General features: G+C 60.8%; 22 protein-coding genes. 9 read left to right on the top strand and 13 right to left on the bottom strand.

The annotated features are described in order from the left end of the window. Positions 1–9: 9 nt before the first annotated feature. Positions 10–1,377, top strand: a complete 1,368-nt coding sequence (locus ACSBQS_RS03860; protein WP_033642507.1) for an L-serine ammonia-lyase — start codon at positions 10–12, stop codon at positions 1,375–1,377. A gap of 54 nt (positions 1,378–1,431) precedes the next feature. Here the strand turns inward: ACSBQS_RS03860 and ACSBQS_RS03855 are convergent, their stop codons facing one another. The 9 genes from ACSBQS_RS03855 to ACSBQS_RS03815 form a co-directional block, all read right to left on the bottom strand. Next, entirely contained in the window at positions 1,432–2,097 is a 666-nt protein-coding gene (locus ACSBQS_RS03855; protein WP_033650640.1) for a response regulator transcription factor, read from the bottom strand. Further along, positions 2,094–3,482, bottom strand: coding sequence for an FKBP-type peptidyl-prolyl cis-trans isomerase N-terminal domain-containing protein (locus tag ACSBQS_RS03850; RefSeq protein ID WP_047024964.1), 1,389 nt, complete (start codon positions 3,480–3,482; stop codon positions 2,094–2,096). Before ACSBQS_RS03850 ends, ACSBQS_RS03855 begins: the two co-directional genes overlap by 4 nt. Further along, entirely contained in the window at positions 3,479–3,901 is a 423-nt protein-coding gene (locus ACSBQS_RS03845; protein WP_046686746.1) for a hypothetical protein, read from the bottom strand. The genes ACSBQS_RS03850 and ACSBQS_RS03845 overlap by 4 nt, the downstream gene beginning before the upstream one ends. Positions 3,902–3,925: 24 nt before the next feature. Then, positions 3,926–4,480 (bottom strand): fimbrial protein, encoded by a 555-nt coding sequence (locus ACSBQS_RS03840; RefSeq protein WP_047024965.1) that lies wholly within the window; start codon positions 4,478–4,480, stop codon positions 3,926–3,928. A 50-nt stretch (positions 4,481–4,530) separates the two neighbouring features. Next, a complete protein-coding gene (locus ACSBQS_RS03835) occupies positions 4,531–5,169 on the bottom strand; it encodes a fimbrial protein (protein ID WP_046897038.1) in 639 nt (212 codons plus the stop codon). Positions 5,170–5,243: 74 nt separating this feature from the next. Next, on the bottom strand, positions 5,244–6,008 hold the full coding sequence (locus ACSBQS_RS03830; protein ID WP_089191437.1) for a fimbria/pilus periplasmic chaperone: 765 nt from the start codon (positions 6,006–6,008) through the stop codon (positions 5,244–5,246). Positions 6,009–6,087: 79 nt separating this feature from the next. Further along, positions 6,088–8,622, bottom strand: coding sequence for an outer membrane usher protein (locus tag ACSBQS_RS03825; RefSeq protein WP_074446877.1), 2,535 nt, complete (start codon positions 8,620–8,622; stop codon positions 6,088–6,090). Between the two features lie 47 nt (positions 8,623–8,669). Next, entirely contained in the window at positions 8,670–9,206 is a 537-nt protein-coding gene (locus tag ACSBQS_RS03820; RefSeq protein WP_047024966.1) for a fimbrial protein, read from the bottom strand. A gap of 78 nt (positions 9,207–9,284) precedes the next feature. Continuing rightward, positions 9,285–9,806 carry a fimbrial protein gene (locus tag ACSBQS_RS03815; RefSeq protein WP_025302212.1) on the bottom strand — a complete coding sequence of 174 codons (522 nt, stop codon included), beginning with the start codon at positions 9,804–9,806 and terminating at the stop codon, positions 9,285–9,287. 664 nt (positions 9,807–10,470) lie between these two features. Here ACSBQS_RS03815 and ACSBQS_RS03810 point away from each other — a divergent pair. From ACSBQS_RS03810 to ACSBQS_RS03800, 3 genes are all read left to right on the top strand, one after another. After that, positions 10,471–10,803, top strand: a complete 333-nt coding sequence (locus ACSBQS_RS03810; RefSeq protein ID WP_025302211.1) for a hypothetical protein — start codon at positions 10,471–10,473, stop codon at positions 10,801–10,803. Positions 10,804–11,035: 232 nt separating this feature from the next. Further along, positions 11,036–11,854, top strand: coding sequence for a fimbrial protein (locus ACSBQS_RS03805; RefSeq protein WP_047025042.1), 819 nt, complete (start codon positions 11,036–11,038; stop codon positions 11,852–11,854). A gap of 19 nt (positions 11,855–11,873) precedes the next feature. After that, entirely contained in the window at positions 11,874–12,365 is a 492-nt protein-coding gene (locus ACSBQS_RS03800) for a fimbrial protein (protein ID WP_226772988.1), read from the top strand. A 103-nt stretch (positions 12,366–12,468) separates the two neighbouring features. On the opposite strand, the gene ACSBQS_RS03795 is transcribed toward ACSBQS_RS03800, so the two are convergent. Further along, the gene (locus ACSBQS_RS03795; RefSeq protein WP_033633487.1) at positions 12,469–13,674 is read right to left on the bottom strand and encodes a serine hydrolase; all 1,206 of its coding nucleotides are present in this window, start codon (positions 13,672–13,674) and stop codon (positions 12,469–12,471) included. Positions 13,675–14,141: 467 nt separating this feature from the next. Between ACSBQS_RS03795 and ACSBQS_RS03790 the strand changes: the two genes are divergently transcribed. Both ACSBQS_RS03790 and ACSBQS_RS03785 read left to right on the top strand, forming a co-directional pair. After that, on the top strand, positions 14,142–15,509 hold the full coding sequence (locus ACSBQS_RS03790) for a pyridoxal-phosphate dependent enzyme (protein ID WP_042784067.1): 1,368 nt from the start codon (positions 14,142–14,144) through the stop codon (positions 15,507–15,509). A gap of 12 nt (positions 15,510–15,521) precedes the next feature. Beyond that, on the top strand, positions 15,522–16,667 hold the full coding sequence (locus ACSBQS_RS03785; protein ID WP_434989699.1) for a trans-sulfuration enzyme family protein: 1,146 nt from the start codon (positions 15,522–15,524) through the stop codon (positions 16,665–16,667). A 59-nt stretch (positions 16,668–16,726) separates the two neighbouring features. Here ACSBQS_RS03785 and ACSBQS_RS03780 read toward each other — a convergent pair whose 3' ends face one another. Both ACSBQS_RS03780 and ACSBQS_RS03775 read right to left on the bottom strand, forming a co-directional pair. After that, a complete protein-coding gene (locus tag ACSBQS_RS03780; protein WP_033644235.1) occupies positions 16,727–17,749 on the bottom strand; it encodes an isopenicillin N synthase family dioxygenase in 1,023 nt (340 codons plus the stop codon). Further along, the gene (locus tag ACSBQS_RS03775) at positions 17,694–17,930 is read right to left on the bottom strand and encodes a hypothetical protein (RefSeq protein WP_071845076.1); all 237 of its coding nucleotides are present in this window, start codon (positions 17,928–17,930) and stop codon (positions 17,694–17,696) included. Before ACSBQS_RS03775 ends, ACSBQS_RS03780 begins: the two co-directional genes overlap by 56 nt. Before the next feature lie 107 nt (positions 17,931–18,037). On the opposite strand from ACSBQS_RS03775, the gene ACSBQS_RS03770 reads away from it, so the two are divergent. Beyond that, positions 18,038–18,694, top strand: coding sequence for an HAD family hydrolase (locus tag ACSBQS_RS03770; protein WP_033642497.1), 657 nt, complete (start codon positions 18,038–18,040; stop codon positions 18,692–18,694). 91 nt (positions 18,695–18,785) lie between these two features. Beyond that, a complete protein-coding gene (locus tag ACSBQS_RS03765; RefSeq protein ID WP_033642496.1) occupies positions 18,786–19,406 on the top strand; it encodes a glutathione S-transferase family protein in 621 nt (206 codons plus the stop codon). A gap of 13 nt (positions 19,407–19,419) precedes the next feature. Here the strand turns inward: ACSBQS_RS03765 and ACSBQS_RS03760 are convergent, their stop codons facing one another. Continuing rightward, the gene (locus ACSBQS_RS03760; RefSeq protein ID WP_197666922.1) at positions 19,420–20,520 is read right to left on the bottom strand and encodes a PQQ-dependent sugar dehydrogenase; all 1,101 of its coding nucleotides are present in this window, start codon (positions 20,518–20,520) and stop codon (positions 19,420–19,422) included. A gap of 131 nt (positions 20,521–20,651) precedes the next feature. On the opposite strand from ACSBQS_RS03760, the gene ACSBQS_RS03755 reads away from it, so the two are divergent. Next, positions 20,652–21,071 carry a GNAT family N-acetyltransferase gene (locus ACSBQS_RS03755; protein WP_033642494.1) on the top strand — a complete coding sequence of 140 codons (420 nt, stop codon included), beginning with the start codon at positions 20,652–20,654 and terminating at the stop codon, positions 21,069–21,071. Positions 21,072–21,082 lie beyond the last annotated feature (11 nt).

Here is a 21,082-nt window from a genome sequence, read left to right as displayed (position 1 = left end):
GGCGAGACCATGGTCAGCGTTTTCGATATTTTCAAAATCGGTATCGGCCCATCCAGCTCACACACCGTTGGCCCGATGAAGGCCGGCAAACAGTTCGTCGACGAGCTGATCGCGCACCAGCAGTTGCAGGACACCACCCGCGTGGTGGTCGACGTCTACGGTTCGCTGTCATTGACCGGTAAAGGTCACCACACCGACATCGCCATCATCATGGGCCTGGCCGGCAACCTGCCGCACGATGTGGACATCGACAGCATTCCGGGCTTTATTCGCGACGTTGAGCAACGCGGCCGCCTGCCGCTGGCCAACGGCCACCACGAGGTGGATTTCCCGCTGCACGGCGGCATGAACTTCCACAGCGACAACCTGCCGCTGCATGAAAACGGCATGCGCATCCGCGCCTTCGCCGGTGAACGCCTGCTGCACAGCAAAACCTATTACTCGATCGGCGGCGGTTTTATCGTCGACGAAGAGCACTTCGGCCAGTCCGCCGAGGGCGCCACGCCGGTGCCCTATCCGTTCAAATCAGCGCACGATCTGCAGCAGCATTGCAAGGAAACCGGGCTGTCCTTGTCCGGCCTGGTGATGCAAAACGAGCTGGCGCTGCGCAGCAAGGCGGATATCGACGCGCATTTCGCCGATGTCTGGCAGGTGATGAGCGCCGGTATCGAGCGCGGCATCAACACCGAAGGGCTGCTGCCCGGCCCGATGAAAGTGCCGCGCCGCGCCGCCGCGCTGCGCCGCATTCTGGTGACCGGAGACAAGAACAATATCGATCCGATGAACGTGGTCGATTGGATCAACATGTTCGCGTTGGCGGTCAACGAAGAGAACGCGGCCGGCGGCCGCGTGGTCACCGCGCCGACCAACGGCGCGTGTGGCATCATCCCTGCGGTGCTGGCCTACTACGACAAGTTCATCCGCCCGGTGAACGCCAACTCCTACACCCGCTATTTCCTGGCGTCCGGCGTGATTGGCGCGCTGTACAAGATGAACGCCTCGATCTCCGGCGCCGAAGTGGGTTGCCAGGGGGAAGTGGGCGTGGCCTGTTCAATGGCGGCGGCCGGGTTGACCGAGCTGCTCGGCGGCAGCCCGGCGCAGGTGTGCATCGCGGCGGAGATCGCCATGGAGCACCATTTGGGGCTGACCTGCGATCCGCTCGCCGGCCAGGTTCAGGTGCCGTGCATCGAACGCAACGCCATTTCCGCCGTTAAGGCGGTCAACGCCGCACGCATGGCGATGCGCCGGACCAGCGAACCGCGGGTTTGTCTGGATAAGGTGATCGAAACCATGTACGAGACCGGCAAAGACATGAACGCCAAATACCGCGAAACCTCACAGGGCGGGCTGGCGATCAAGGTCGTGGCCTGCAACTGATCGCCACGGCGAGGCACTTAAGGCGCCGGCCGGTGTGACTTGGCCGGCGCCGTTTCAATAGCGATCCTTTCCTGCCGCAACGCCGGGCTGAATGCCCGCGCGAAGCCCCACAGCCCCGGGACGAGCGCTGTGCCGCAGCCAGCCGTAAAGTTCGGCATTACGCCGGAATCCCATTTTGCGCATGACGCTCATCTTGTGATTGCTGACCGTCTTCACGCTAATATCCAGCATCCGGGCGATTTGCGTGACTCCCATCTCCCGCGTCATGCAGCGCATGATCTCTTGTTCGCGCAACGTCAAGCCCCGGTGTTGGCATGCGCAGTTCCTGCCACAGCTCAGTCTGCCCGGCCATTTGCTGCGCCGCTCCAGCTCGGCGCTCACCTGATACAGCGCCGAAACCAACGGCATATCGTGGTAGATGACGCCGGCCTCCAGCGAGCAGCGGTTACCGACGGTGCGTTTATGCCTTCCCTCCGGCGTTCGCAACGAGAAATACAGCGTTTTACGCCCCACGGGCTGCGCCTCAGAGAGGTGACAAAAACAGCTTTGCACGCCGGGAGGAAAATAGCAGAACACCAGATCGGCTTCATGAGCCTGCCGCGCATCCACTAACAGCGTGCGCTTGCCGTAAGTGCTGAAGTGCAGCGCCAGAGCCTCTTGCCAACCGGCGCTGAAGTATCGATTCTCATCAAATAACGCGATTTTTATCATCGTGTTCATCCCTGCCCTCCCGCCGTGTCGGCTTCCCGTTTAACCGCCTGGACGCCCTTTGCCGGCGCCTGGCTGTTGTCGATGCGCAATTCATAAACCATGGTGGCGTTGGGCGGCACCTTCGGCGGGTAGCCGGTTTCACCGTAGGCCAGCGCCGGCGGCACGACCATCGTCAACGAGCCGTGGTTGTGCAGATGACTTATCGCCTCCCGGAACAGCGGCGGGTATTCGGACAGCGGTTGCGACAGCACCTTGCCGCTCAGATCCATATCCTGGATCACCGTGCCGTCGGTCAGCTTCTCTTTCACCACAACATCGACCACCGCCGTTGGCGCCAGCGCCCCCTCCCCGGCATAATCCACCCGATACCAGAAGCCCATCGCCGACTGCTTTACGCCCTTTTGTTGACTGAACTGCGTCAGGTAATCGTCATCGCGCCGCCGCTGCTGGTTAACGCGTTTCTCACGCGCGGCCACGGCGGCGGCATCCGCCTGCGCCGTCAACGTATTCAGTTCCTGCGGCGACAGCTGCAAACGTCCCGACACGCTGTCGATAACGCCCGCCAACAGGCTGTCGCGATCCACCGGCACGCCCCAGCTTTGACGCTCCGTCATCAACCCCTGAATATCCCGCCCCAGCGCACTGCCCGCCGCATAGGACAAACGCTTGCGTTCATCCTTCAACTGCTCCGGCGTCATCTCCCATTGCAGCCGCTTACGCAACGCCAGCAGGTCTTCGCGCGCCTGCTGAGTCGCCTTCTGCTCACCGGCCCGCTTCTGCTCGCTTTCTTCCAACGCGGCGCGCAGAGCGTGCAACGCCTCCTGGTGCTCGCGTTGGCGTTGTGCAAGCGTTTGTGCCGATGCCTGCGCGGCAGACTCAAGTTCGGTGACGCGCCGTTCGGCCTGCGCCGCCGTCGCTCTGCTTTTGGCGGTTTCCTGCGTCGCCTGACGCAACAGCGCCTCGGCGCGCTGCGCGTCGGGCGAACCGCGCCAGGCGGCGCCCAGCCCGGCGATCCACTGTTGAAGCGTTGACGAGTCCGGTAACGCCGCGACGGGTGGCGCCGCTTTCTCCGCCCGCAGCGCGGCGAGCTCCTGGCGCAGCGCCGTCAGCGCCATTCGCTGGCGCGCCAGCTGTTGATCGCGCGCCAATAATTCCTGGCTCAGCGTAAACGTTTTGGCCGGTGAGGCGGATTGGCTGTTGTCCGACAGGCGCTTCGCCGGCTCACGCTTTTTTTTCCCTGACTCACGGTCGTCCGGCGCCGTTTTTTCGGTCGCCGGACCGATATTCTGCCGTTGATACTGCTCGGCAAACTGCAGCAGCGCCGGCACGCCGTCGTCCGCTTGCGCGACGCCGGTGAACAGCAAAGCGACACAGCCCAGCAGACGCAGCCTCATTTAACCTGCTCCCCGCGATCCGCCAGCCCGGTCAACACCGCCTGATTCACCCCGGCGCACAGATAGTTGACCTTGTAGCGATACAGCGCATCCACCGTCTCCTGCGTGTCACCGTTTACCCGGGCGCGCAGGTTGGCGTACTGGGAAGCGCCGCTCATCAGGCTGTCGAACGCCTGTTTGTAGCGCTGATACTGTTTCTCGTTGATCGTGCGCAACGCGCCCAGTTGCTCCTGACACTGGCGCAGTTGCTCGGCCTCACGCTGCTTGCGCAACACCTCTTCTGACGGAGGTTGCGCAGCCTGATTTTGGGTGTTCACGGCAGGCTTGCCGGGCTTTTGGCTTTGGCAAGCGGCGGCGCTCAACGCCAACAGGCACAGCATCCCCATGCGCAGGGCGTGATTGACGTGCTTTCTCATCATTGCGTTTCTTGTCCTTGTAGGCGCTTATTCGTATTCCAACGTGAAGGTGGCCACCGCGCTGAAGGTGCCGCGGCCGATGGACTTCGTCTGGATGGCTTCCGGCTCTCCCTGCACATAGGCTTGCAGCGTGAGTGTGGTGTTGCCGGCGTTCAGACGGAATTTATCGCTGGCGCGATTGAGCGGCAGCGCCTTGCCGCTGCTGTCCTCCAGCCCGATGCCGATCCCCGACGCCAGGCTGCCGCCATCCAACGCCAACAGGCCGGGCAGTTTGGCGTTCTCAGTACCGGTAAACGTAATGGCCACCGTATTGCCCAGGCTGAGATCGCACTCGGTCAGGTGCAACGTGAAGGTTTGGCTGTGGGTGCGGGTGTTCAGGTACAGGTATTTGTCGACGATGGTGCCGAAATCCAGTTGGATGTCCTCATCCCCCGGTTGTATGACACACGGCTCGGCCACCAGCGTACCGTGAAAGCGCATGTTTTCCGCCGCAGCCGCCGGCTGCGCCATCATGCCGGCCAGCATCACCATGCCGGCTCCCAGCAGCGCGCTTCGGCGCCGGTTCGTCTCTGTCGCGCGCATGACGCCACTCCCTTTGGTTATGCTTGCGCCTGCCAGGCGCAAGCGGCGTATTAGTCGTAATAAAGACGGAAATCGATCGCCGCGCGGTAAGCGCCGGCGCTCAGCGTCGCCGGAGTGCGCACCGGCGTCACCGTATACGTCAGGGTGTTTTGTCCCGGCGTCAGCAATACCGGTTTGTTGCGCGCGCCGAGGCGGACCGGCAGACCGCGGGCATCCGCCAACTGCAACCCCAAACCGGTGACGCCGGCGACCCTGACCAGACCCGGCGCGTCGTCATCCGTCGGCGCGGAAAACGCGACGGACACCGCAGGCTGGCTGCCGCTCCAGGCCAGAACCCCGGTCCAGGCGTCGCGGTTGCTCGCCGGCGCCCGCAGGCAGTCTTTCAGCGTCAGTTCGAAGGCGACCGGCGTGCCGCGATCGCCCGGGCGCTGGAAGTGCGCCGTTCCCGTCTCGCCCAGCCATACCTCCTGGCGGGCGGTGGTCATTTCCAGGCTGCAGGCGCTTTCCGTTAACGCGCCGTAGACGTGGAGCGTGCCGTTCGCCCCCTCAACGTCCCAGTTATCCACCGCGCGGGCCGGCGGCATCAGCATCAACATCGTGCCCGCCGTCAGCGGCACCATCAGCGCGGCCAACACCGTCAGGCCAATAGTGCGTCGCTGATGACGTTCATAGGCCTTTCCCAACAGCATGGGGTTCTTTCGTTGCATGATTCGTTCACTCCGCTGTGTTCATGACTTGGTCTTCCGTGCTTGCGCGCGGCGCGTCATTTGGCGACCGGCACGACCTGGCAGGCATTGCCGGCGCAGCGGAAGTTCAACTGCGGCCGACCACCGTAATCGTTGATGTACGCCAGCGACGGGCCGCTGCCGAGGCTCGCGGCTGAGACGTTCAGCGAGGCGCTGGCCTTCGGCGCCACCATCAACGGTTCAAAGCCGGCGGCCCCTTTCCCGCCCTTGCCGGCGCTCGCCTCAACGATCGTCACGTAATACGGGGTCGGATTGTTCACCACGTACTTGTCACCCTGCCGGGTCAGCGTCAGCTGCTCCTGCCACGGTGCGGCGTTCTTTTTCGGGGCGAGCGCCGCCGGGCGATAAAACATTTTGATGCGCGTCTGCAACGCTATCTGCAGCGTGTTCGGCTTATTGCTGCGCGGCGGGATCTCGCGCAGGTTGAAGTAATACAGCGTCTCCCTGTCCTGCGGCAGCTGACGCGCCGCCGGCAGCGACTGGATCTTCACCTGGCTCGGTTTGCCCGGCTCCACCCGCTGCACCGGCGGCAGCACGGTGAAAGGGCTTTGGATCTTGTTGCCGCGATCGTCTTCAATCCACCCCTGTGCCAGATAGGGCAATTGCTTATTCTGATTGCTGATGTTGAGGCTGACCGTTTTCTGGTCGCCGTCGAAAATCACGCGCGTGCGATCCAGCGCGATAGCCGCATGGGCGGGCAGGCCGATCGCGCCGATCGTCAACGCGGCGGCGAGCGAGCTCAAAAGGGAAACGGTCTTTCTGGTCATAGTCAGATTCATCATGTCTTCACGGTTCCAGTCAGCCGAAGGCGGGCGATTCCGCCCCGGCGGTTTAGCGGCGAAGCACGCTCCGCCGGGGGTATCAGTTGGCGTTCTCCGCCGGCTTGTTACCGGTGAGAGGACGGCAAGGCAGCAGCAACGTGTTCATCAGCATTTCGGCCGGCAACGGCGCCGGCAGCTGGATTTCACACTGCGCCGCACCGTTCCAGTGCACGCTCATGCGCTCGCCGGGGTTGAGGCCGGACAGGTAAACGCTGCCGCCGTCATTGATGATGCCGGTCTCCTGTTTGCGGGCATTCAGCACCGTGGCGCCAAACGGCGGCTCACTGCCGTCCGCCAGCTTGACGATCGCCATCGCCTTCTCGCCGGCAATCACCTCGAACTTGCGGTAGCCGATGGCGCCCTCGGTCAACGTGGCCTGCACCACGGAACGCGTCGCCTCGACGTTGTCGCCCAGGCTGTTGAGATCGATGCTGGCCTTGTTGCGGTAGTAGCTGTTCACATCCGCCACCACCGCCTTGCCGTAACGGTTGGTCAGCACCGTACTGCCGTAGCCACGCACCGGCACGCCGGCGACGCCTTCGGTATCGAGCAGCAAGCGCGTGCCGCCCGGCGTATTGACGCGATGCAGCACCGCCCCTTCCGCCGCCATCGTCAGGCCGCCCTGCGCGCCGATGCCGACGGCGCTGTAGCGGCCGGCCTGGTAGCTGGCGTTGGCGTTGATCTGCGCCATATCGCCCTGATGGCTGTAATACCCGCTGGCGGTCGCCCCACTGCGCGCGGCGCCCGCGCTGATCTGATAGTTGTTGTGTTCATCGACCCGGTTGTAGTAACCGACCCGATGAGCGTTCTCTTCACGATCGAGCGTCATGTTGTAACTGAGCGTCCCGGCGCTGCCCCAGGGCAGCGACAGCGACAGGTACATCCCGTCGTCGTTGCGCTCGTTGTAACGGTTGCGATAGGCCGACAGCGATACGCTGACGTTCTTGAAATCGCCGATATCGAAGTAGCGCGATACCATCAGGTTGTAACGATCGTTCGGCGCCCGATCCCAATAGGTTTGGTGGCTGTAGTTGAGATAGGTGCTGAGCCCCAGATCGCGGAACTGTTTGTTGAAGGTGATGGTGTACATCTCCTTGCTCTTGCCGCTGCGTCCCCCTTCGTAACGCGCATCGAGGTAGTCCCCCATGCTCATGAAGTCCTCCTGGGAGAAGCGGTAACCGGCGAAGGTGACCTGGCTGTCGTATTCATCGAAGTTCTTCGAATAGCTCAACCGATACGAACCGCCGGTAAGCGTGCCCTCCTGCGGCAAACGCGCGCGCGACTGCGTGGCGTCGAACGACAGCGCCCCCAGCGCCATCAGATCGCGCCCGATCCCCAGCGACAGCGCGTTGTAATCGCCGCCGGCGATGCCACCGCCGTACAGCGACCAGCCGTTGCTGATGCCCCAGGAGAACTCGCCGGTGCCGAACATCGGCCCGCGCAGGTGATGCCCCCACTCCGACGGTTTGCCCGTCGCCAGCTTGTAACGCACCGTGCCCGGGCGCGTCAGGTAAGGAATGTTGGCGGTGTTCATCTTGAACTCCTGCACACTGCCGTCCTGCTCTTCGACGCGCACGTCCAGCTCGCCGGAAACGGCGTCGTTGATGTCCTGAATGCGGAACGGCCCCGCCGCCACTTGCGTTTCATACAGCACGCGCCCTTGCTGGCTGACCACCACCTTGGCGTTGGTTTTCGCCACGCCGGTCACTTCCGGCGCATAGCCGCGCAGGTTGGGCGGCAACATGCTGTCGTCGGATCGCAGACTGACGCCGGTAAAGCGCAGGCTGTCGAAAATGTCGGAGTTCAGGTAATCCTCCCCCATCGTCAGCCGCGAACGCAGCGCCGGGATCGCCCGATAGGCGTAATAGCGGCTCCAGTCGAACTGTTTGTCAGTCGGCTGAGAAGATCCGGTCTGGTGGTTGAGGTTGGCCTGCCAGTCGGCGCGCAGGCGCCAGGCACCCAGGTTGGCGCCGCCGGTGCCGTTGCCGCTCAGGCTGTAGCTGCTGCCGCCTTTCTGGTGCTTTTGCGTTTGGGCGTTGACGTTATAGTCAAACAGCAGCCCGGGAATACCGTCATCCCAGCGCGAAGGCGGATCCCAGTTTTCCGAGCTGTACTCCAGATAGGCCTGTGGGATGTTGAGATACAGCGCGGAACTGGCGAGATCGCCGCGCGCTTCCATCCCTGCCAGACTGGAGGCGTCAAGGCAGCGGCCGCCGTGTGTCCAGTTCAGCGTGCTTAACAGCTTTTCTTTCAGCCCCAGTTGGTTGACCAATGCCGGTGAAAGACAGGCTTCGCTGCCTTTAGGATCGTTCTCAGGCGCCAAAAACGTCACCGGCTGTTCCGGCAGGTCGTTCTTATTGACGTGCACCACCATGGTATAAACGCCCGGCATGATGTAGCCGCTGCGCGTAAATTGGCTCAGATCGATATTTTTACGATCGTTGATGTCTAATACGTCAGTATTGAATTGAATAACGTCGGCGGCATAGACCAACGCGATCGGATTTCCCAGAGAAAGAGCAACACAGAGCCCCAAAGCTTGAAGACGAAATAACTTCCCTGCCGGTGAAAGCATAATAAAAGTCCTTTCAATAACGAATTAACCGTCAGTACGAGAAAAAATCAAAAATAATCCAGCTTAAAACGCACTGTGGAAAAATACGCTCCCGCCTTCAACGGCTGATGATTCGGCATCAACGTCATGGAATAATTCAGCACTCTATTTCCCGGTATTATTCCTTCCATCGGTAAGGGTTTCCCTGGAATAACCGGCGTGCCGTTGCTGTCTTTTATCTTCAATGCGACGCCGCGCGCCTCGCCCTGTACGCCAAACAGAGCGCCTTCCGCATAACCATCAAACGTGACCTGAAAGAATTTCCAATCAGGTTTGTTTTCCGGCCGTTCCAAAATGCAGTTGACCAATTCAATACTGAAAGGTTTGGTCATCCCCTGGCCGTCACGAATGATCTGCCCGAGAGGAAGAGTGTCCATATCGATCGTCTGATCGCGGCTGCCGGCGGCAATGGCGCAGGCGGTGTCGATAATGGCGCCGTGCATACTGACCTTGCCCCACCCCTGCGCGGCGGAAGTTGCATGGCCGGGCGCAAACGCCAACGACGCCAAAAGAACGGCACCCGCTCGATTCCTTGGTAAAAACATCGCGACATTCCTTTGACAGGGAGATTCACCAGGCATGCGGCGAACCCCATGCCTGGTTGATTAAGCCTTCGGACTCACTTACTGATAAGCCAGGGTGAAATCGGCTACGGCGGTGAAGTCGCCCGGAACGATGGCGGCGGAAGCGCCTTCGCCCTGCAGGTAGGCGGCGAAATGCAGGGTGTTGTTGCCGGTGTTCAGGGTCTGCGCGGTAGTCGCTTCACCCAATTTGATCGGCTGGCCGTTGTAAGAGATGGCTACGCCGGCGCCGCTGGCGGTGCCCGCGATGCCCAGCAGATCCTTATCGGTAGACGATGCTACGCCGCTGAAGGTGGTTTTAACGGTTTTCAGGGTGGTGATGTCGCACTGCTCCAGCTTGATTTCAAACGGACGCGGGTTGGATTTGCCGCCGTTTTTCAACGCCACGTTGGACACCTGGCCCAGATCTACGGTCTGATCGATCGACTCAGGCGCAATAGAGCATGGCGCATCAATAATAGAGCCCGTGAAAGTGACCTTACCGTGTCCCTGATCGGCTGCCTGTGCAAAAGAACTTGCGCCAAATGCAATCACTGCAGCCATCATGATTTTGTTAAGTTTCATAGAACCTATATTCCTTATAAGAAAAAATGCATATTCCAATCAAGAAAAAGAGCAACAGGAAACCTGCTCGCGCTTATATGTGCGCAGCCCTGATTCTTTAGCATCTTGCTAGTTGGTTAACTGCCAAAACCCAAAGGCACCGACAATAAAAAGTCGATAACGGTAAGTCTGCAGCGGCCCACCCATTAATGAATTCGTCCTATAAAAATAAACGAAACCACAACGAGCAGGGGCCAATACTTTCTAATCCGCCCTTCTTGTCCGGCGATGAATATTCTGGCAAATGCCTCTCAGCAAAAAAAGGCTTTTTTTGATCAAGGCGAACATTCGCAATTTATTTCCTAATTAAAGTTAATTTACTGTTATTTTTAGGCTCATAGATCGTAAAAAATACTTTTATAGAGCAATATCCTGTTTTTGCGAGATTCACAAGTAATCAGATCGCAAAGTGGCTCTTTGTGAATATAATAAACCAAAATTTTAGGTTTCTGCGTGACGCCACCCCTGCCTGAACATAGGTAAAAACGGGGCGGGCAACGCCTTTTTTTTCAATCCTGATAAATAGATAGGAATTTTCTTTGTTCGCGTTTTACCTCGTTGTTGGTAGACGGCGAATGTTTGTTTTTTCTTAGGAATACGGCAATCGGAATACAGAGGAAGTGCTATGGAAGCGTTATCTCCGAAACAAAAGGAAATACGGCAATTGCAGCACGATCTGCTGCAAACATTATTCGCGCAATCGCCCCGTCAATGTCCCGTCGCCGGGCCGCCGCCACAGCAGCAGTGGCTCTCGACACGGCAACTGGCCAATGCCGTCAACGTCGGTGTTTACCGAGCTCGACGGCTGTTATTGGATCTTGTCGCCCGACAAGAAGTGATTGTGACGGACGGCTCCATCAACAACTCGTTGAGGTGGTATCCCACCGCGTTGCTGGACGGTGGCGATAACAACGGCATACCCAACAAAGATGCATCTCACTCTCCTTTAACGGAATAAATATGGCCAGCCGGCCTGATTGGCAATATTTCATTGCGGAGTAACGCCGCACACCATTTATATATATCGGGATATTATCGTGAGAAAAACAGCCCTGCTATTTTTACGTTGCTGCCTGGCACTCTCTTTCTTCCTGCTGTTTGGCAACGCCAACGCATTTACTTGCCGCACGTCCGATGGCGGACTTATTCCCCCAGGGGGATCGGCCACGCCGGTTGACGTCCGGGTTCGCATCGGACCGCAGCTTTCTTATGGCAAAAACGAAATCGTCAACGTCAGCCAGGTCACCTGTAAAAACGACGTCGCGAGCTGGTACGACTATCTCAAAACCGATAGCCCGGCGCTGTCGATGAACGGCGCGATTTTTGGCTCGATCGGCAGCGGCACGACCATCAACGGCAGCGACTATAACTCCCCGGTGCCTGCCGGCATCAGCGTACTCAGCCTCACCGGCTTGCAGACCCAGTCTGTCGCCATCCGGGTCTATATCGTGTTGAACCGTTTCCCAACGCCGGACATCAAGGTGAATAAGGGTGATGTCATCGGCCAAATCAACTTTATTCAGACCAACGATCAACCGGGCTGCCCACAGTGCGGCGTTTATCGCTGGCGCCTGATCGCAGACAACGACGCCTATTTCGTCACCACCAGTTGCACCATCAACAACGGCCAGCAAATTAATGTCGATTTTGGTCAGATCCGCCAGGACTTCCTGACCCAGAACGCCAACGACGCCCAGATCAAACAGGACAAAGCGCTCAGCTACCAGTGCGACGATCAGAGTGCGACGCAGGATATTCTGATCCGAATGGTCAGCGACGCCAGCGGCTTCTCCAGCGATTTTATCAAGACCACCAACCCTAACGTCGGCGTGGCCATGGTGCACAACGGCGCGGTGGTAAAGCCCAACAATGCCTTCAGAACGCGCATCGTCAACGGTCTGGGCAACGACACCGTCACCTTTGTGCCGGTGAAGAACAATGTCCCTTACACCAGCATCGCCACCGGTCCGCTGTCGGGCTCGGCCACGCTGATCTTCAGCGCACCTTGAGACGGGAGCCAGAATGAACATGACGATAAAAACGGGCTGCGCCCTGCTGTTGGCGCTGGAATTGATTAGCTCGGCCGCTCAGGCCGCCGATCAGGGCACCAAAGTCAACATCACCGCCACCGTGGTGGCGCCTCCGCCTTGCGTGATCAACGACGGGCGCACCATCGATATCGACTTCGGCAAGGTCGGCATCAAACGCATCGACGGCAGCCGCTATATGCAACGCATCGATTACAGCATCAAATGCGAGTTTCTGGATAACAGCCGCCAGTTGAAAATGAAGATCATGGGCAGCGCAGCGGCCTTTGACAACAGCGTGTTGACCAGCAGCGTCACTGGATTGGGCATCAAGCTGTTGGCCAACGGTAAGGCCTTCGCCATCAATACGCCGCTGAACATCGACTACGCCAATCCGCCGACGCTTGATGCAGTGCCGGTGAAAAACAGCGCCGTCACCCTGGCGGAAGGCGACTTCTCCAGCGGCGCCACCATGCTGGTGGACTATTTTTAAAGCGCCGCTTCGGCCGGATACTGAAAATAAAAAAAAGCCGCAACGTCTCCGTTGCGGCTTGGTCGAGGATGGCGCGCCCGGGGCACTCCTCACATCAGGCTATTCAGCCGAAGATCCCGCCGAACCACTGGCTCAGCTTCATCATCACCATATCCCAGATGCGGCTGAAGAAGTTGCCCTCTTTCACCTCTTGCATCACCACCAGCGGGTGCTGTTCGATGGTTTTGCCGTCCAGCTGGAAATCGATGGTGCCGACCACCTGGTTTTTCGCCAGCGGCGCTTCCAGCGTCGGTTGGGTCAGCTTGTAGCTGGCCTTCAGGTTTTTCATCTGCCCTTTCGGAATGGTGACCGAGGCGTCTTTCGCCACGCCGAGCGGCACTTCGCTGACGTCGCCGAACCACACTTTCTGGGTGACGAACGGTTTATCGGCCTTGATCGGCGTCGCGGTTTCATAGAAGCGGAAGCCCCAGGTCAACAGCTTTTCGCTTTCGCTAAAGCGCACGCGATCGCTCGGCGCGCCCAGCACCACCGAGATCAGGCGCATCGGGCCGTCGGTGGCGGACGCCACCAGGTTGTGACCGGCGCCGCTGGTGTAGCCGGTCTTGATGCCGTCAACGTTCAGGTTGCTGCTCCACAGCAGACGGTTGCGGTTAATCTGGCGGATCTTGTTGAAGGTGAACTCTTTCTCTTTATGCAGCGCGTATTCGTCCGGCACGTCGCGGATCAGCGCCTGGCTCAACAGCGCCATGTCGCGCGCGGTGCTGTACTGCCCTTCCGCATCCAGGCCGTGCACCGTCAGGAAGTGGGTATTCTGCAGGCCCAGGGATTTGGCGTAGTTGTTCATCAGGCCGACGAACGAATCCTGGCTGCCCGCCACGTAGTCCGCCAGCGCGATGCTGGCGTCGTTGCCGGACTGGATCACGATGCCCTTATTCAGTTCCAGCACCGGCACCTGATCGCCCGGCTTGATGAACATCAGCGAAGAGCCGCGCAGCGCCGGGTTACCGGGCGCCCAGGCATCTTTGCCGACGGTGACCATGTCTTCCGGCTTGATCTTGCCGGCCTTGATCGCCTGGCCGATCACGTAGCTGGACATGATCTTGGTCAGGCTGGCGGGATCGAGACGCGTATCGGCATTGCCTTCGGTCAGCACTTTGCCGCTGTTGTAATCCATCAGAATGAAGGCCTTGGCGTCTACCTGCGGCGGCGCCGGCGGCTCGGCCGCGTGTACGGCCGGGGCGGCCAGCAACAGGATGCCTACGCTGAAGGTCAGTTTTTTCAGGGAAGTGGATAAGTTTTTTTTCATCATGACGTCGCCAGAGTGTCCATTCAAAACCATTGAAATAGCGTTAACTTTCAAACATGTTCACGTTTTAAGCCAACCAGCGAGAGTGGCCCGGTGCGCGCGTGCCGGCCGCAACCCCCTGCGGCGCCCGTAGCGGGTAACACAACACACCGAAAATGCCCTTGCTGTGAGTTTATGTGATTTATCTTATTTTTGCAGGGTTTAGCGTGAATTTTCAGCATTTTTACATAACTGTACGCAGGCACGCACTTATCGTTCAAAAAAGCATCGAGACGCGCACTTTCGCCCCCATCCACGGCTAAACGGCCAAGCATCTGCACCGCTAAACATCTGCGCTTCCATACGTCTAAAAAAGATTAATATATTCCATAATGGCATATAGAACCGTTATTTGTTCTTTTTAAAGCGCTTATCCTCAGCGCTATCATCCGCACAACGACTTTTATACCGAATAATCCTGGAGATGAGTCATGGCGATCCCCCATTCCGTCATCGAGATGATTGGCAATACCCCGATGTTGGAACTGACCCAGTTTGATACCGGCCCGTGCCGGCTGTTCGTCAAGCTGGAGAACCAAAACCCCGGCGGTTCGATCAAAGACCGCGTGGCGCTGTCGATGATCGAGCAGGCCGAGCGCGACGGCAAACTGCAGCCGGGCGGCACCATCATCGAAGCCACCGCCGGCAATACCGGCCTGGGGTTGGCGCTGGTGGCGGCGCTGAAAGGCTATAAGCTGCTGCTGGTGGTGCCGGACAAGATGAGCCGCGAAAAGATCTTCCACCTGCGCGCGTTGGGGGTAGAGGTGTTGCTGACCCGTTCGGACGTCGGCAAGGGGCACCCGGCTTATTATCAGGATTACGCTAAACGCCTGGCCGGGGAGATCCCCGGCGCCTTTTATATCGATCAGTTCAATAACCCGGCCAACCCGGCGGCCCATACCACCACCACCGCGCCCGAACTGTGGCGGCAGATGGATCATGACGTGGACGCCATCGTGGTCGGCGTCGGTTCCGGCGGCACGCTGGGCGGGTTGAGCCGCTATTTCGCCGAGGTTTCGCCGCAGACGGAATTCGTGCTGGCCGACCCTGCCGGCTCTATCCTGGCGGACTATCTCGACCACGGCCAAATCGGCGAAGCGGGCAGTTGGCTGGTGGAAGGCATCGGCGAAGACTTCGTCCCGCCGCTCAGCGACTTTGACCAGGTGCGCCACGCTTACCGCATCGGCGATGAAGAAGCCTTCACCACCGCGCGCGATCTGCTGCGCAAGGAAGGCGTGCTGGCGGGCTCCTCCACCGGCACCCTGCTGGCCGCCGCTCTGCGTTACTGCCGCGCGCAAACCGAACCCAAGCGGGTCGTGACCTTCGTTTGCGACAGCGGCAACAAATACCTGTCTAAAATGTATAACGACCACTGGATGCTGGAGCAGGGCCTGCTGAGCAAACCGCAGCACGGCGATCTGCGCGATCTGATCGCTTATCGCCACGACGAAGGCGCCGCCGTTTCCGCCGCGCCGGACGACACGCTGGCGATCGTGCACGCCCGCATGCGGCTGTACGACATCTCGCAGCTACCGGTGCTGGAAGGCGATCGGGTGGTCGGATTGATCGATGAGTGGGATCTGCTGAACGCCGTCCAGGCCGACGCCGCCCACTTCAGCCTGCCGGCCGGCAGCGCGATGACCAAGCAGGTCCAGACGCTGCAAAAGGAAGCCGGCTACGAGGAATTACAGGCCACCTTCAACCATGGCCACGTCGCGGTGGTGCTCGACGGCGAGCGCTTCCTCGGCCTGATTACCCGCACAGACGTGCTTAACGCCTGGCGCCAAAAATTACGTTAATAAGGATCCATTATGGCCAAGTTTGATACGTTGACCGTTCACGCCGGTTACACCCCGGACGCGACCGGCGCAGTGATGCCGGCGATTTACGCCACCTCCACCTACGCCCAACCGGCACCGGGCGAACATACCGGCTACGAATACTCCCGCAGCGCCAACCCGACGCGCACCGCGCTGGAAAGCGCCATCGCCGAACTGGAAGGCGGCAGCCGCGGCTACGCCTTCGCCTCCGGTCTGGCGGCGTGCTCCACGGTGCTGGAGCTGCTCGATAAAGACAGCCACCTGATCGCGGTAGACGACCTGTACGGCGGCACCTATCGCCTGCTGGAAAAAGTGCGCAGCCGCACCGCCGGCCTGCGCGTGACTTACGTGTCGCCGGCGGATCTCGTCGGGCTGGAACAGGCGATCGAGCCGGATACCAGAATGATCTGGGTCGAAACGCCGACCAACCCGCTGCTCAAGCTGGCGGATCTGAGCGCCATCGCCGCGATCGCCAAAAAGCATCAGCTCATCAGCGTGGCGGACAACACCTTCGCCTCGCCGTATCTGCAACGTCCGCTGGATCTGGGCTTTGACGTGGTGGTGCACTCCGCCACCAAATACCTTAACGGCCACTCCGATGTGGTGGCGGGCGTCGCGGCGGTGGGGAATAACCCGGCGCTGGCGGAACAGCTCGGTTTCCTGCAAAACGCGGTCGGCGGCATTCTCGATCCGTTCAGCAGCTTCCTGACGCTGCGCGGCATTCGCACTCTGGCACTGCGCATGCAGCGCCACAGCGACAGCGCGCTGCGCATCGCCCAGTGGCTGGAGAGCCAGCCGCAGGTGGAAAACGTCTATTACCCCGGCCTGCCGAGCCATCCGCAGCATGAGCTGGCGGCGCGCCAGATGACGCGCTTCGGCGGCATGATCTCGGTACGGCTGAAAGGCGACGACGCCTATGCGCGTCGGGTCATCCAGCGTTCGCGCCTGTTCACCCTGGCGGAAAGCCTGGGCGGCGTGGAAAGCCTGATCAGCCAGCCGTTCAGCATGACGCACGCCTCCATTCCGCTGGAACAGCGCCTGGAAACCGGCATCACGCCGCAGCTGGTGCGCCTGTCGGTAGGGATTGAGGATGTGGAAGATCTGATCGCCGATCTGCAGCAGGCGCTGGCGGAATAATCACCGCATCAGCGCACCATCAGCCCGGCCGACGCGCCGGGCTTTTTTACGCCCGGCGTTCAGACGCCGATGACGTCCTGATAAAAACGGTGCGCCACATCGGGGTGAGAGCGGATGCGCCCTTTCAGGTAATTGTCGCCCACGTCGCGAAACAGCGGGTTGAGCGGATCGCTGGCCGGGCCGCGCGCCTGCGCCGCCAGCTGCGGCGGCAGTTGATACAGCGGCACCACCGCGTCCAGCCGCGCGCCGAGGAAGAAAGCGATCGACAACCTGTCGCGCCCCGCCGGCGGCGTTTCCACCCGGTGCACCGTGGCGCGCAGGTAGCCGTTGGTCGCCAGCTCCAGCAGCTCGCCGATGTTCACCACGAAGGTGTCTTCACGCGGCTGCGCGTCTATCCATTGCCCTTCGCTCACCTCTACCTGCAGCCCTTTTTGCGCGTCCTGCAGCAAAAAGCTGAGAAACCCGGAGTCCTTGTGCGCGCCGACGCCCTGTGCGCTGCCGGTGGCGTCCCGCCCCGGATAGCGGATAAGTTTGATGTGCTCGTTGGGCTTCTCGCCGTACAAACGATCGAACGCCTGCTCCGGCAGTGACAGCGCCAAAGCGAAAGCGCGCAGCAGCCGCAGCGACATGGCGGTCATGGCCTGTTGCCACTGCAGCAGCAGCGGTTTCAGCGTCGGCAGCGCCGCCGGCCACTGGTTTGGCCCCTGCAGGCGCGCCCAGCGCGGCGTGTCATCAGACAGCGTCAGCGCCGGGCGCTCGGCGCCGATATCGAACTGCTCGCGCCAGTCAGGCTGCCCGCGCGTGAGTTCCGCCGCCGCCCGGTTGTAACCGCGAAAGTGCGGCGAATGCACCATCTGCACCGCCAGCTTGTCGGCTTCCGGCAGGGCGAAAAATTGCCGCGCGGCGTGCTGCAGCCGCGCATTCAGCGCGCCGTCCACGCCGTGCCCACGCAGATAGAAAAAACCGACGTCGCGGGCCGCCGCGCGCAGATCGTCGAGAAAGGCGCGCCGTTGGCGCGCATCACCGTCAAGCTGCGAAAGATCCAGCAGCGGCAGCGTCTTCTGCGTCGTCAGATGCGTCATCATGCGGTTCCTCTTCTTCCCCGATCACGATCGGGCTGCCATACAGGCGAATAATCAACATTGTCACTCCCCAGCGGGTAGCTGCATTTGCTTCATAGTTATCACCGCGCTCGCCGGAGCGGCCAATATTGTTGCGTTCTAAGTTATGCAAACGTTCAACAAACTGTCGCAAAACCGTCATCAATGTTTCTTATGCTCTGCGCAATTTCGCCGACGCCGCTGGCTGGCGACGTGCGCTATCCGCTATCCTGTAAACGACCTCATACCCTGCCTGCCGGAGAAATACTGATGGATTTAGCCTTATTCGACCTGGATGAAACCCTGATTGACGATGACAGCGCCAGCCTGTGGATCCGCTGGCTGGTCGGCCAAGGGTTCGCACCGGCGGAGCTGGAACTGCAGGAGCAGCAGCTGATGCAGCTCTATTATCAGGGCAAGCTGTCGATGGAGGACTACATGCAGGCCACGCTGGCGCCGCTGGCTGGCCTGAGCGTGCAAACCGTGGCCGGGTGGGTGCAGCGTTACATCCGCCGCGACATCCTGCCGCGCGTCTATCCCGCCGCCCGCGAGCGCCTGCAGTGGCACCGCGAACGCGGCGACTGCATCCTGGTGATCTCCGCCACCGGCGAGCATCTGGTGGCGCCGATCGCCGAACAGCTCGGCGCCGACGATGCGCTGGCGATCGGCGTGGAAATCAGCGATGGCCGCTTCACCGGCAACACCTACGGCACCATGACCTATCAACAGGGCAAGGTGATCCGCCTGCAGCACTGGCTGGCGCAGCACCCGCACCTGAAGTTCGAGCACAGCCACGGCTACAGCGACTCTCTCAATGACAAGGCGATGCTGCAATTCGTCGACAGCGCCACGGTGATCAACCCCGACAGCGAACTGAGCGCGCTGGCGGCGGAGCGCGGCTGGGAAGTGTGCCGCTGGGAACGCTGAGCGGCAGACAAAAAGTGCCCTGCGGTGTGACAAAAAGCGCGTTGTGGCGTAGGTATAGAGGGTCCTTATTATCCGCTAACGGAGTTATCCCATGCTGACCATTTGGGGTCGTGAGAATTCGAACAACGTCAGGAAGGTGCTGTGGTGCGCCGCCGAATTGGGGCTCAACTACACCCACATCAACGCCGGCGGGGCGTTCGGCAAAGTCAACGAAGAGAGTTACCGCGCGTTGAACCCGAACGGCCTGGTGCCGCTGCTGCAGGACGATGACTTCGTGCTGTGGGAGTCCAACACCATCGTGCGCTACCTGGCGGCGAAATTCGGCGACGCGACGTTCTATCCGCAAGATCTGCAGGCGCGCGCCGCCGCCGAGAAATGGATGGACTGGACCACCTCGACGATTGTCCCGGCCTTCACCATCGTCTTTTGGGGCCTGATACGCACCGCGCCGGAGCTGCGCGACATGGCGAAAATCGAAACGGCGATCGCCACGCTGGAAAAACACTTCGACGTCATCGAACAGACGCTGGCGCACCAGCCTTACCTCTCCGGCGGCGCGTTCGGTTTCGGCGATATCCCGCTCGGCAGCTTCGCCTACGCCTGGTTCGAAATGCCGATCGCCCGCCGCCCGCGGCCGAACATGGAGCGCTGGTATCAGCAACTGCGCGCACGCCCGGCCTACCAGCGCGGCGTGATGAGCGCACTCACCTGACGCGTGCGGGGCGTTACGACGCCCCGACCTTCAGCAGCTTGCCGTCCCGTTCGTCCGTCAGCAGATACAGGTAGCCATCCGGCCCGCTGCGCACCTCGCGGATGCGTTCGCCGCGATCGCCCAGCAGCCGCTCTTCCGCCACCACCTTGTCCCCCTTCAGCGTCAGGCGAATCAGTGCCTTTTGCGCCAGCGCGCCGATGAACAGCGAGTGCCGCCAGGCGGGGAAGCGCTGCCCATCATAGAACGCCATGCCGCTGAGGCCGGGCGAAACTCGCCAATAGTGGAGCGGTTGTTCGGTGCCGGGCACCCGCTCCCCCTTCGCCTCGGGGATCGGCTGGCCGGAATAGTTGATGCCGTAGGTGGCCAGCGGCCAGCCGTAGTTTTTACCCGGCAGCGGGATGTTGAGCTCATCGCCGCCGCGCGGACCGTGCTCATGCTCCCAGATTACGCCGCTCCACGGGTTCAACGCCAGCCCTTGCGGATTGCGATGGCCGTAAGACCAAACCTCCGGGCGTTTACCTGCCTGGCCGACCCAGGGGTTGTCCGGCGGCACGGCGCCCTCGGCGGTCAGCCGCACCAGCTTGCCCTGCAGTTTGTCGGTCTCTTGCGCCGTCGGCCGCTGATTGTTTTCGCCCAGCGTGATAAACAGGTAGCCTTGCCGATCAAACGCCAATTTGCCGCCGAAGTGATTGCCGACCGACAGCTTGGGCTGCTGACGGAAGATCACCTTAAAGTTTTCCAGCCGCGCGCCATCGTCGCTCAGGCGGCCATAGCCGACCGCCGTGCCGGCTTTGCCGCCCTCGCCCGGTTCGGCGAAGCTGAGATACACCCGGCGGCTGGCGGCGAAATCGGGCGCCGGCAGCACCTCCAGCAGGCCGCCCTGCCCTTCGGCGTAGACCTGCGGCACACCGGCGATCGGCGGCGACAGCCCTTTATCCTGCTGCCACAGCCGCAGCCGGCCGGGCCGTTCGGTGATAAGCAGGCCTTGTTCCGCCGGCAAGAAGGCCAGCGACCAAGGGTGTTCCAGGCCGTCCTGCAATTGGCTGACCGTCGGCGCGGCGTGCGCCAGGCCGCTGCACAGCAGCAAACCGGCCAGCAGAGTCAATCGGGACATGGCGTCCTCCTGAAGATAAAATGACCCGTTTAGTGTAGCCCACTCAGCGGCCGCGGTCGTTTGCATTACATTTCAACGGGTTGCCTTTTAGCCGCCATGTGCTTAAGTTAATCCATTACCCAGGAGGAAAAATGGACATTACCGTTACCGACGCGATCGACGAACAAACCCTCGATGCGATCAGGCAAGGCCTGCGCGCTTACAACCTGCCGCATATCGACGCCAGCCACCGCAAGCCGCTCAGCGTCTATGCGCGCGACGAAGCCGGCGCGGTGATCGGCGGCCTGACCGCCGAAACCTGGGGCAACTGGCTGAGCGTCGAGTGGCTATGGGTGGCGGATACCCAGCGCGGCAGCGGCCTCGGCGGCCGGCTGATGCGCGCCGCCGAGCACGAGGCGCAGGCGCGCGGCTGCCGCTACGCCCGCCTCGACACCTTCAGCTTTCAGGCGCGGCCGTTCTACGAAAAGCTCGGCTATCAGCTGCAAATGACGCTGAAAGAGTATCCGGTAGAACATGAGTGTTATTTACTTACCAAAACGCTGACTGATTAATGGATGGACGG

Source organism: Serratia sp. H402Y, from assembly GCF_051172415.1.
GTDB lineage: Bacteria > Pseudomonadota > Gammaproteobacteria > Enterobacterales > Enterobacteriaceae > Serratia > Serratia ureilytica.
Note: the sequence above shows the minus strand (reverse complement) of the source record. Positions and strands in the feature narration are given on the sequence as shown.

What these genes read in the sequence shown, in the direction of transcription:
- ACSBQS_RS03860 (WP_033642507.1), top strand. Translation starts at nt 10, where the DNA reads ATGGTCAGCGTTTTCGATATTTTCAAAATCGGTATCGGCCCATCCAGC.
- ACSBQS_RS03855 (WP_033650640.1), bottom strand. Translation starts at nt 2,097, where the DNA reads ATGAACACGATGATAAAAATCGCGTTATTTGATGAGAATCGATACTTC.
- ACSBQS_RS03850 (WP_047024964.1), bottom strand. Translation starts at nt 3,482, where the DNA reads ATGAGGCTGCGTCTGCTGGGCTGTGTCGCTTTGCTGTTCACCGGCGTC.
- ACSBQS_RS03845 (WP_046686746.1), bottom strand. Translation starts at nt 3,901, where the DNA reads ATGATGAGAAAGCACGTCAATCACGCCCTGCGCATGGGGATGCTGTGC.
- ACSBQS_RS03840 (WP_047024965.1), bottom strand. Translation starts at nt 4,480, where the DNA reads ATGCGCGCGACAGAGACGAACCGGCGCCGAAGCGCGCTGCTGGGAGCC.
- ACSBQS_RS03835 (WP_046897038.1), bottom strand. Translation starts at nt 5,169, where the DNA reads ATGCTGTTGGGAAAGGCCTATGAACGTCATCAGCGACGCACTATTGGC.
- ACSBQS_RS03830 (WP_089191437.1), bottom strand. Translation starts at nt 6,008, where the DNA reads ATGATGAATCTGACTATGACCAGAAAGACCGTTTCCCTTTTGAGCTCG.
- ACSBQS_RS03825 (WP_074446877.1), bottom strand. Translation starts at nt 8,622, where the DNA reads ATGCTTTCACCGGCAGGGAAGTTATTTCGTCTTCAAGCTTTGGGGCTC.
- ACSBQS_RS03820 (WP_047024966.1), bottom strand. Translation starts at nt 9,206, where the DNA reads ATGTTTTTACCAAGGAATCGAGCGGGTGCCGTTCTTTTGGCGTCGTTG.
- ACSBQS_RS03815 (WP_025302212.1), bottom strand. Translation starts at nt 9,806, where the DNA reads ATGAAACTTAACAAAATCATGATGGCTGCAGTGATTGCATTTGGCGCA.
- ACSBQS_RS03810 (WP_025302211.1), top strand. Translation starts at nt 10,471, where the DNA reads ATGGAAGCGTTATCTCCGAAACAAAAGGAAATACGGCAATTGCAGCAC.
- ACSBQS_RS03800 (WP_226772988.1), top strand. Translation starts at nt 11,874, where the DNA reads ATGACGATAAAAACGGGCTGCGCCCTGCTGTTGGCGCTGGAATTGATT.
- ACSBQS_RS03795 (WP_033633487.1), bottom strand. Translation starts at nt 13,674, where the DNA reads ATGATGAAAAAAAACTTATCCACTTCCCTGAAAAAACTGACCTTCAGC.
- ACSBQS_RS03790 (WP_042784067.1), top strand. Translation starts at nt 14,142, where the DNA reads ATGGCGATCCCCCATTCCGTCATCGAGATGATTGGCAATACCCCGATG.
- ACSBQS_RS03785 (WP_434989699.1), top strand. Translation starts at nt 15,522, where the DNA reads ATGGCCAAGTTTGATACGTTGACCGTTCACGCCGGTTACACCCCGGAC.
- ACSBQS_RS03780 (WP_033644235.1), bottom strand. Translation starts at nt 17,749, where the DNA reads ATGACGCATCTGACGACGCAGAAGACGCTGCCGCTGCTGGATCTTTCG.
- ACSBQS_RS03775 (WP_071845076.1), bottom strand. Translation starts at nt 17,930, where the DNA reads ATGACGGTTTTGCGACAGTTTGTTGAACGTTTGCATAACTTAGAACGC.
- ACSBQS_RS03770 (WP_033642497.1), top strand. Translation starts at nt 18,038, where the DNA reads ATGGATTTAGCCTTATTCGACCTGGATGAAACCCTGATTGACGATGAC.
- ACSBQS_RS03765 (WP_033642496.1), top strand. Translation starts at nt 18,786, where the DNA reads ATGCTGACCATTTGGGGTCGTGAGAATTCGAACAACGTCAGGAAGGTG.
- ACSBQS_RS03760 (WP_197666922.1), bottom strand. Translation starts at nt 20,520, where the DNA reads ATGTCCCGATTGACTCTGCTGGCCGGTTTGCTGCTGTGCAGCGGCCTG.
- ACSBQS_RS03755 (WP_033642494.1), top strand. Translation starts at nt 20,652, where the DNA reads ATGGACATTACCGTTACCGACGCGATCGACGAACAAACCCTCGATGCG.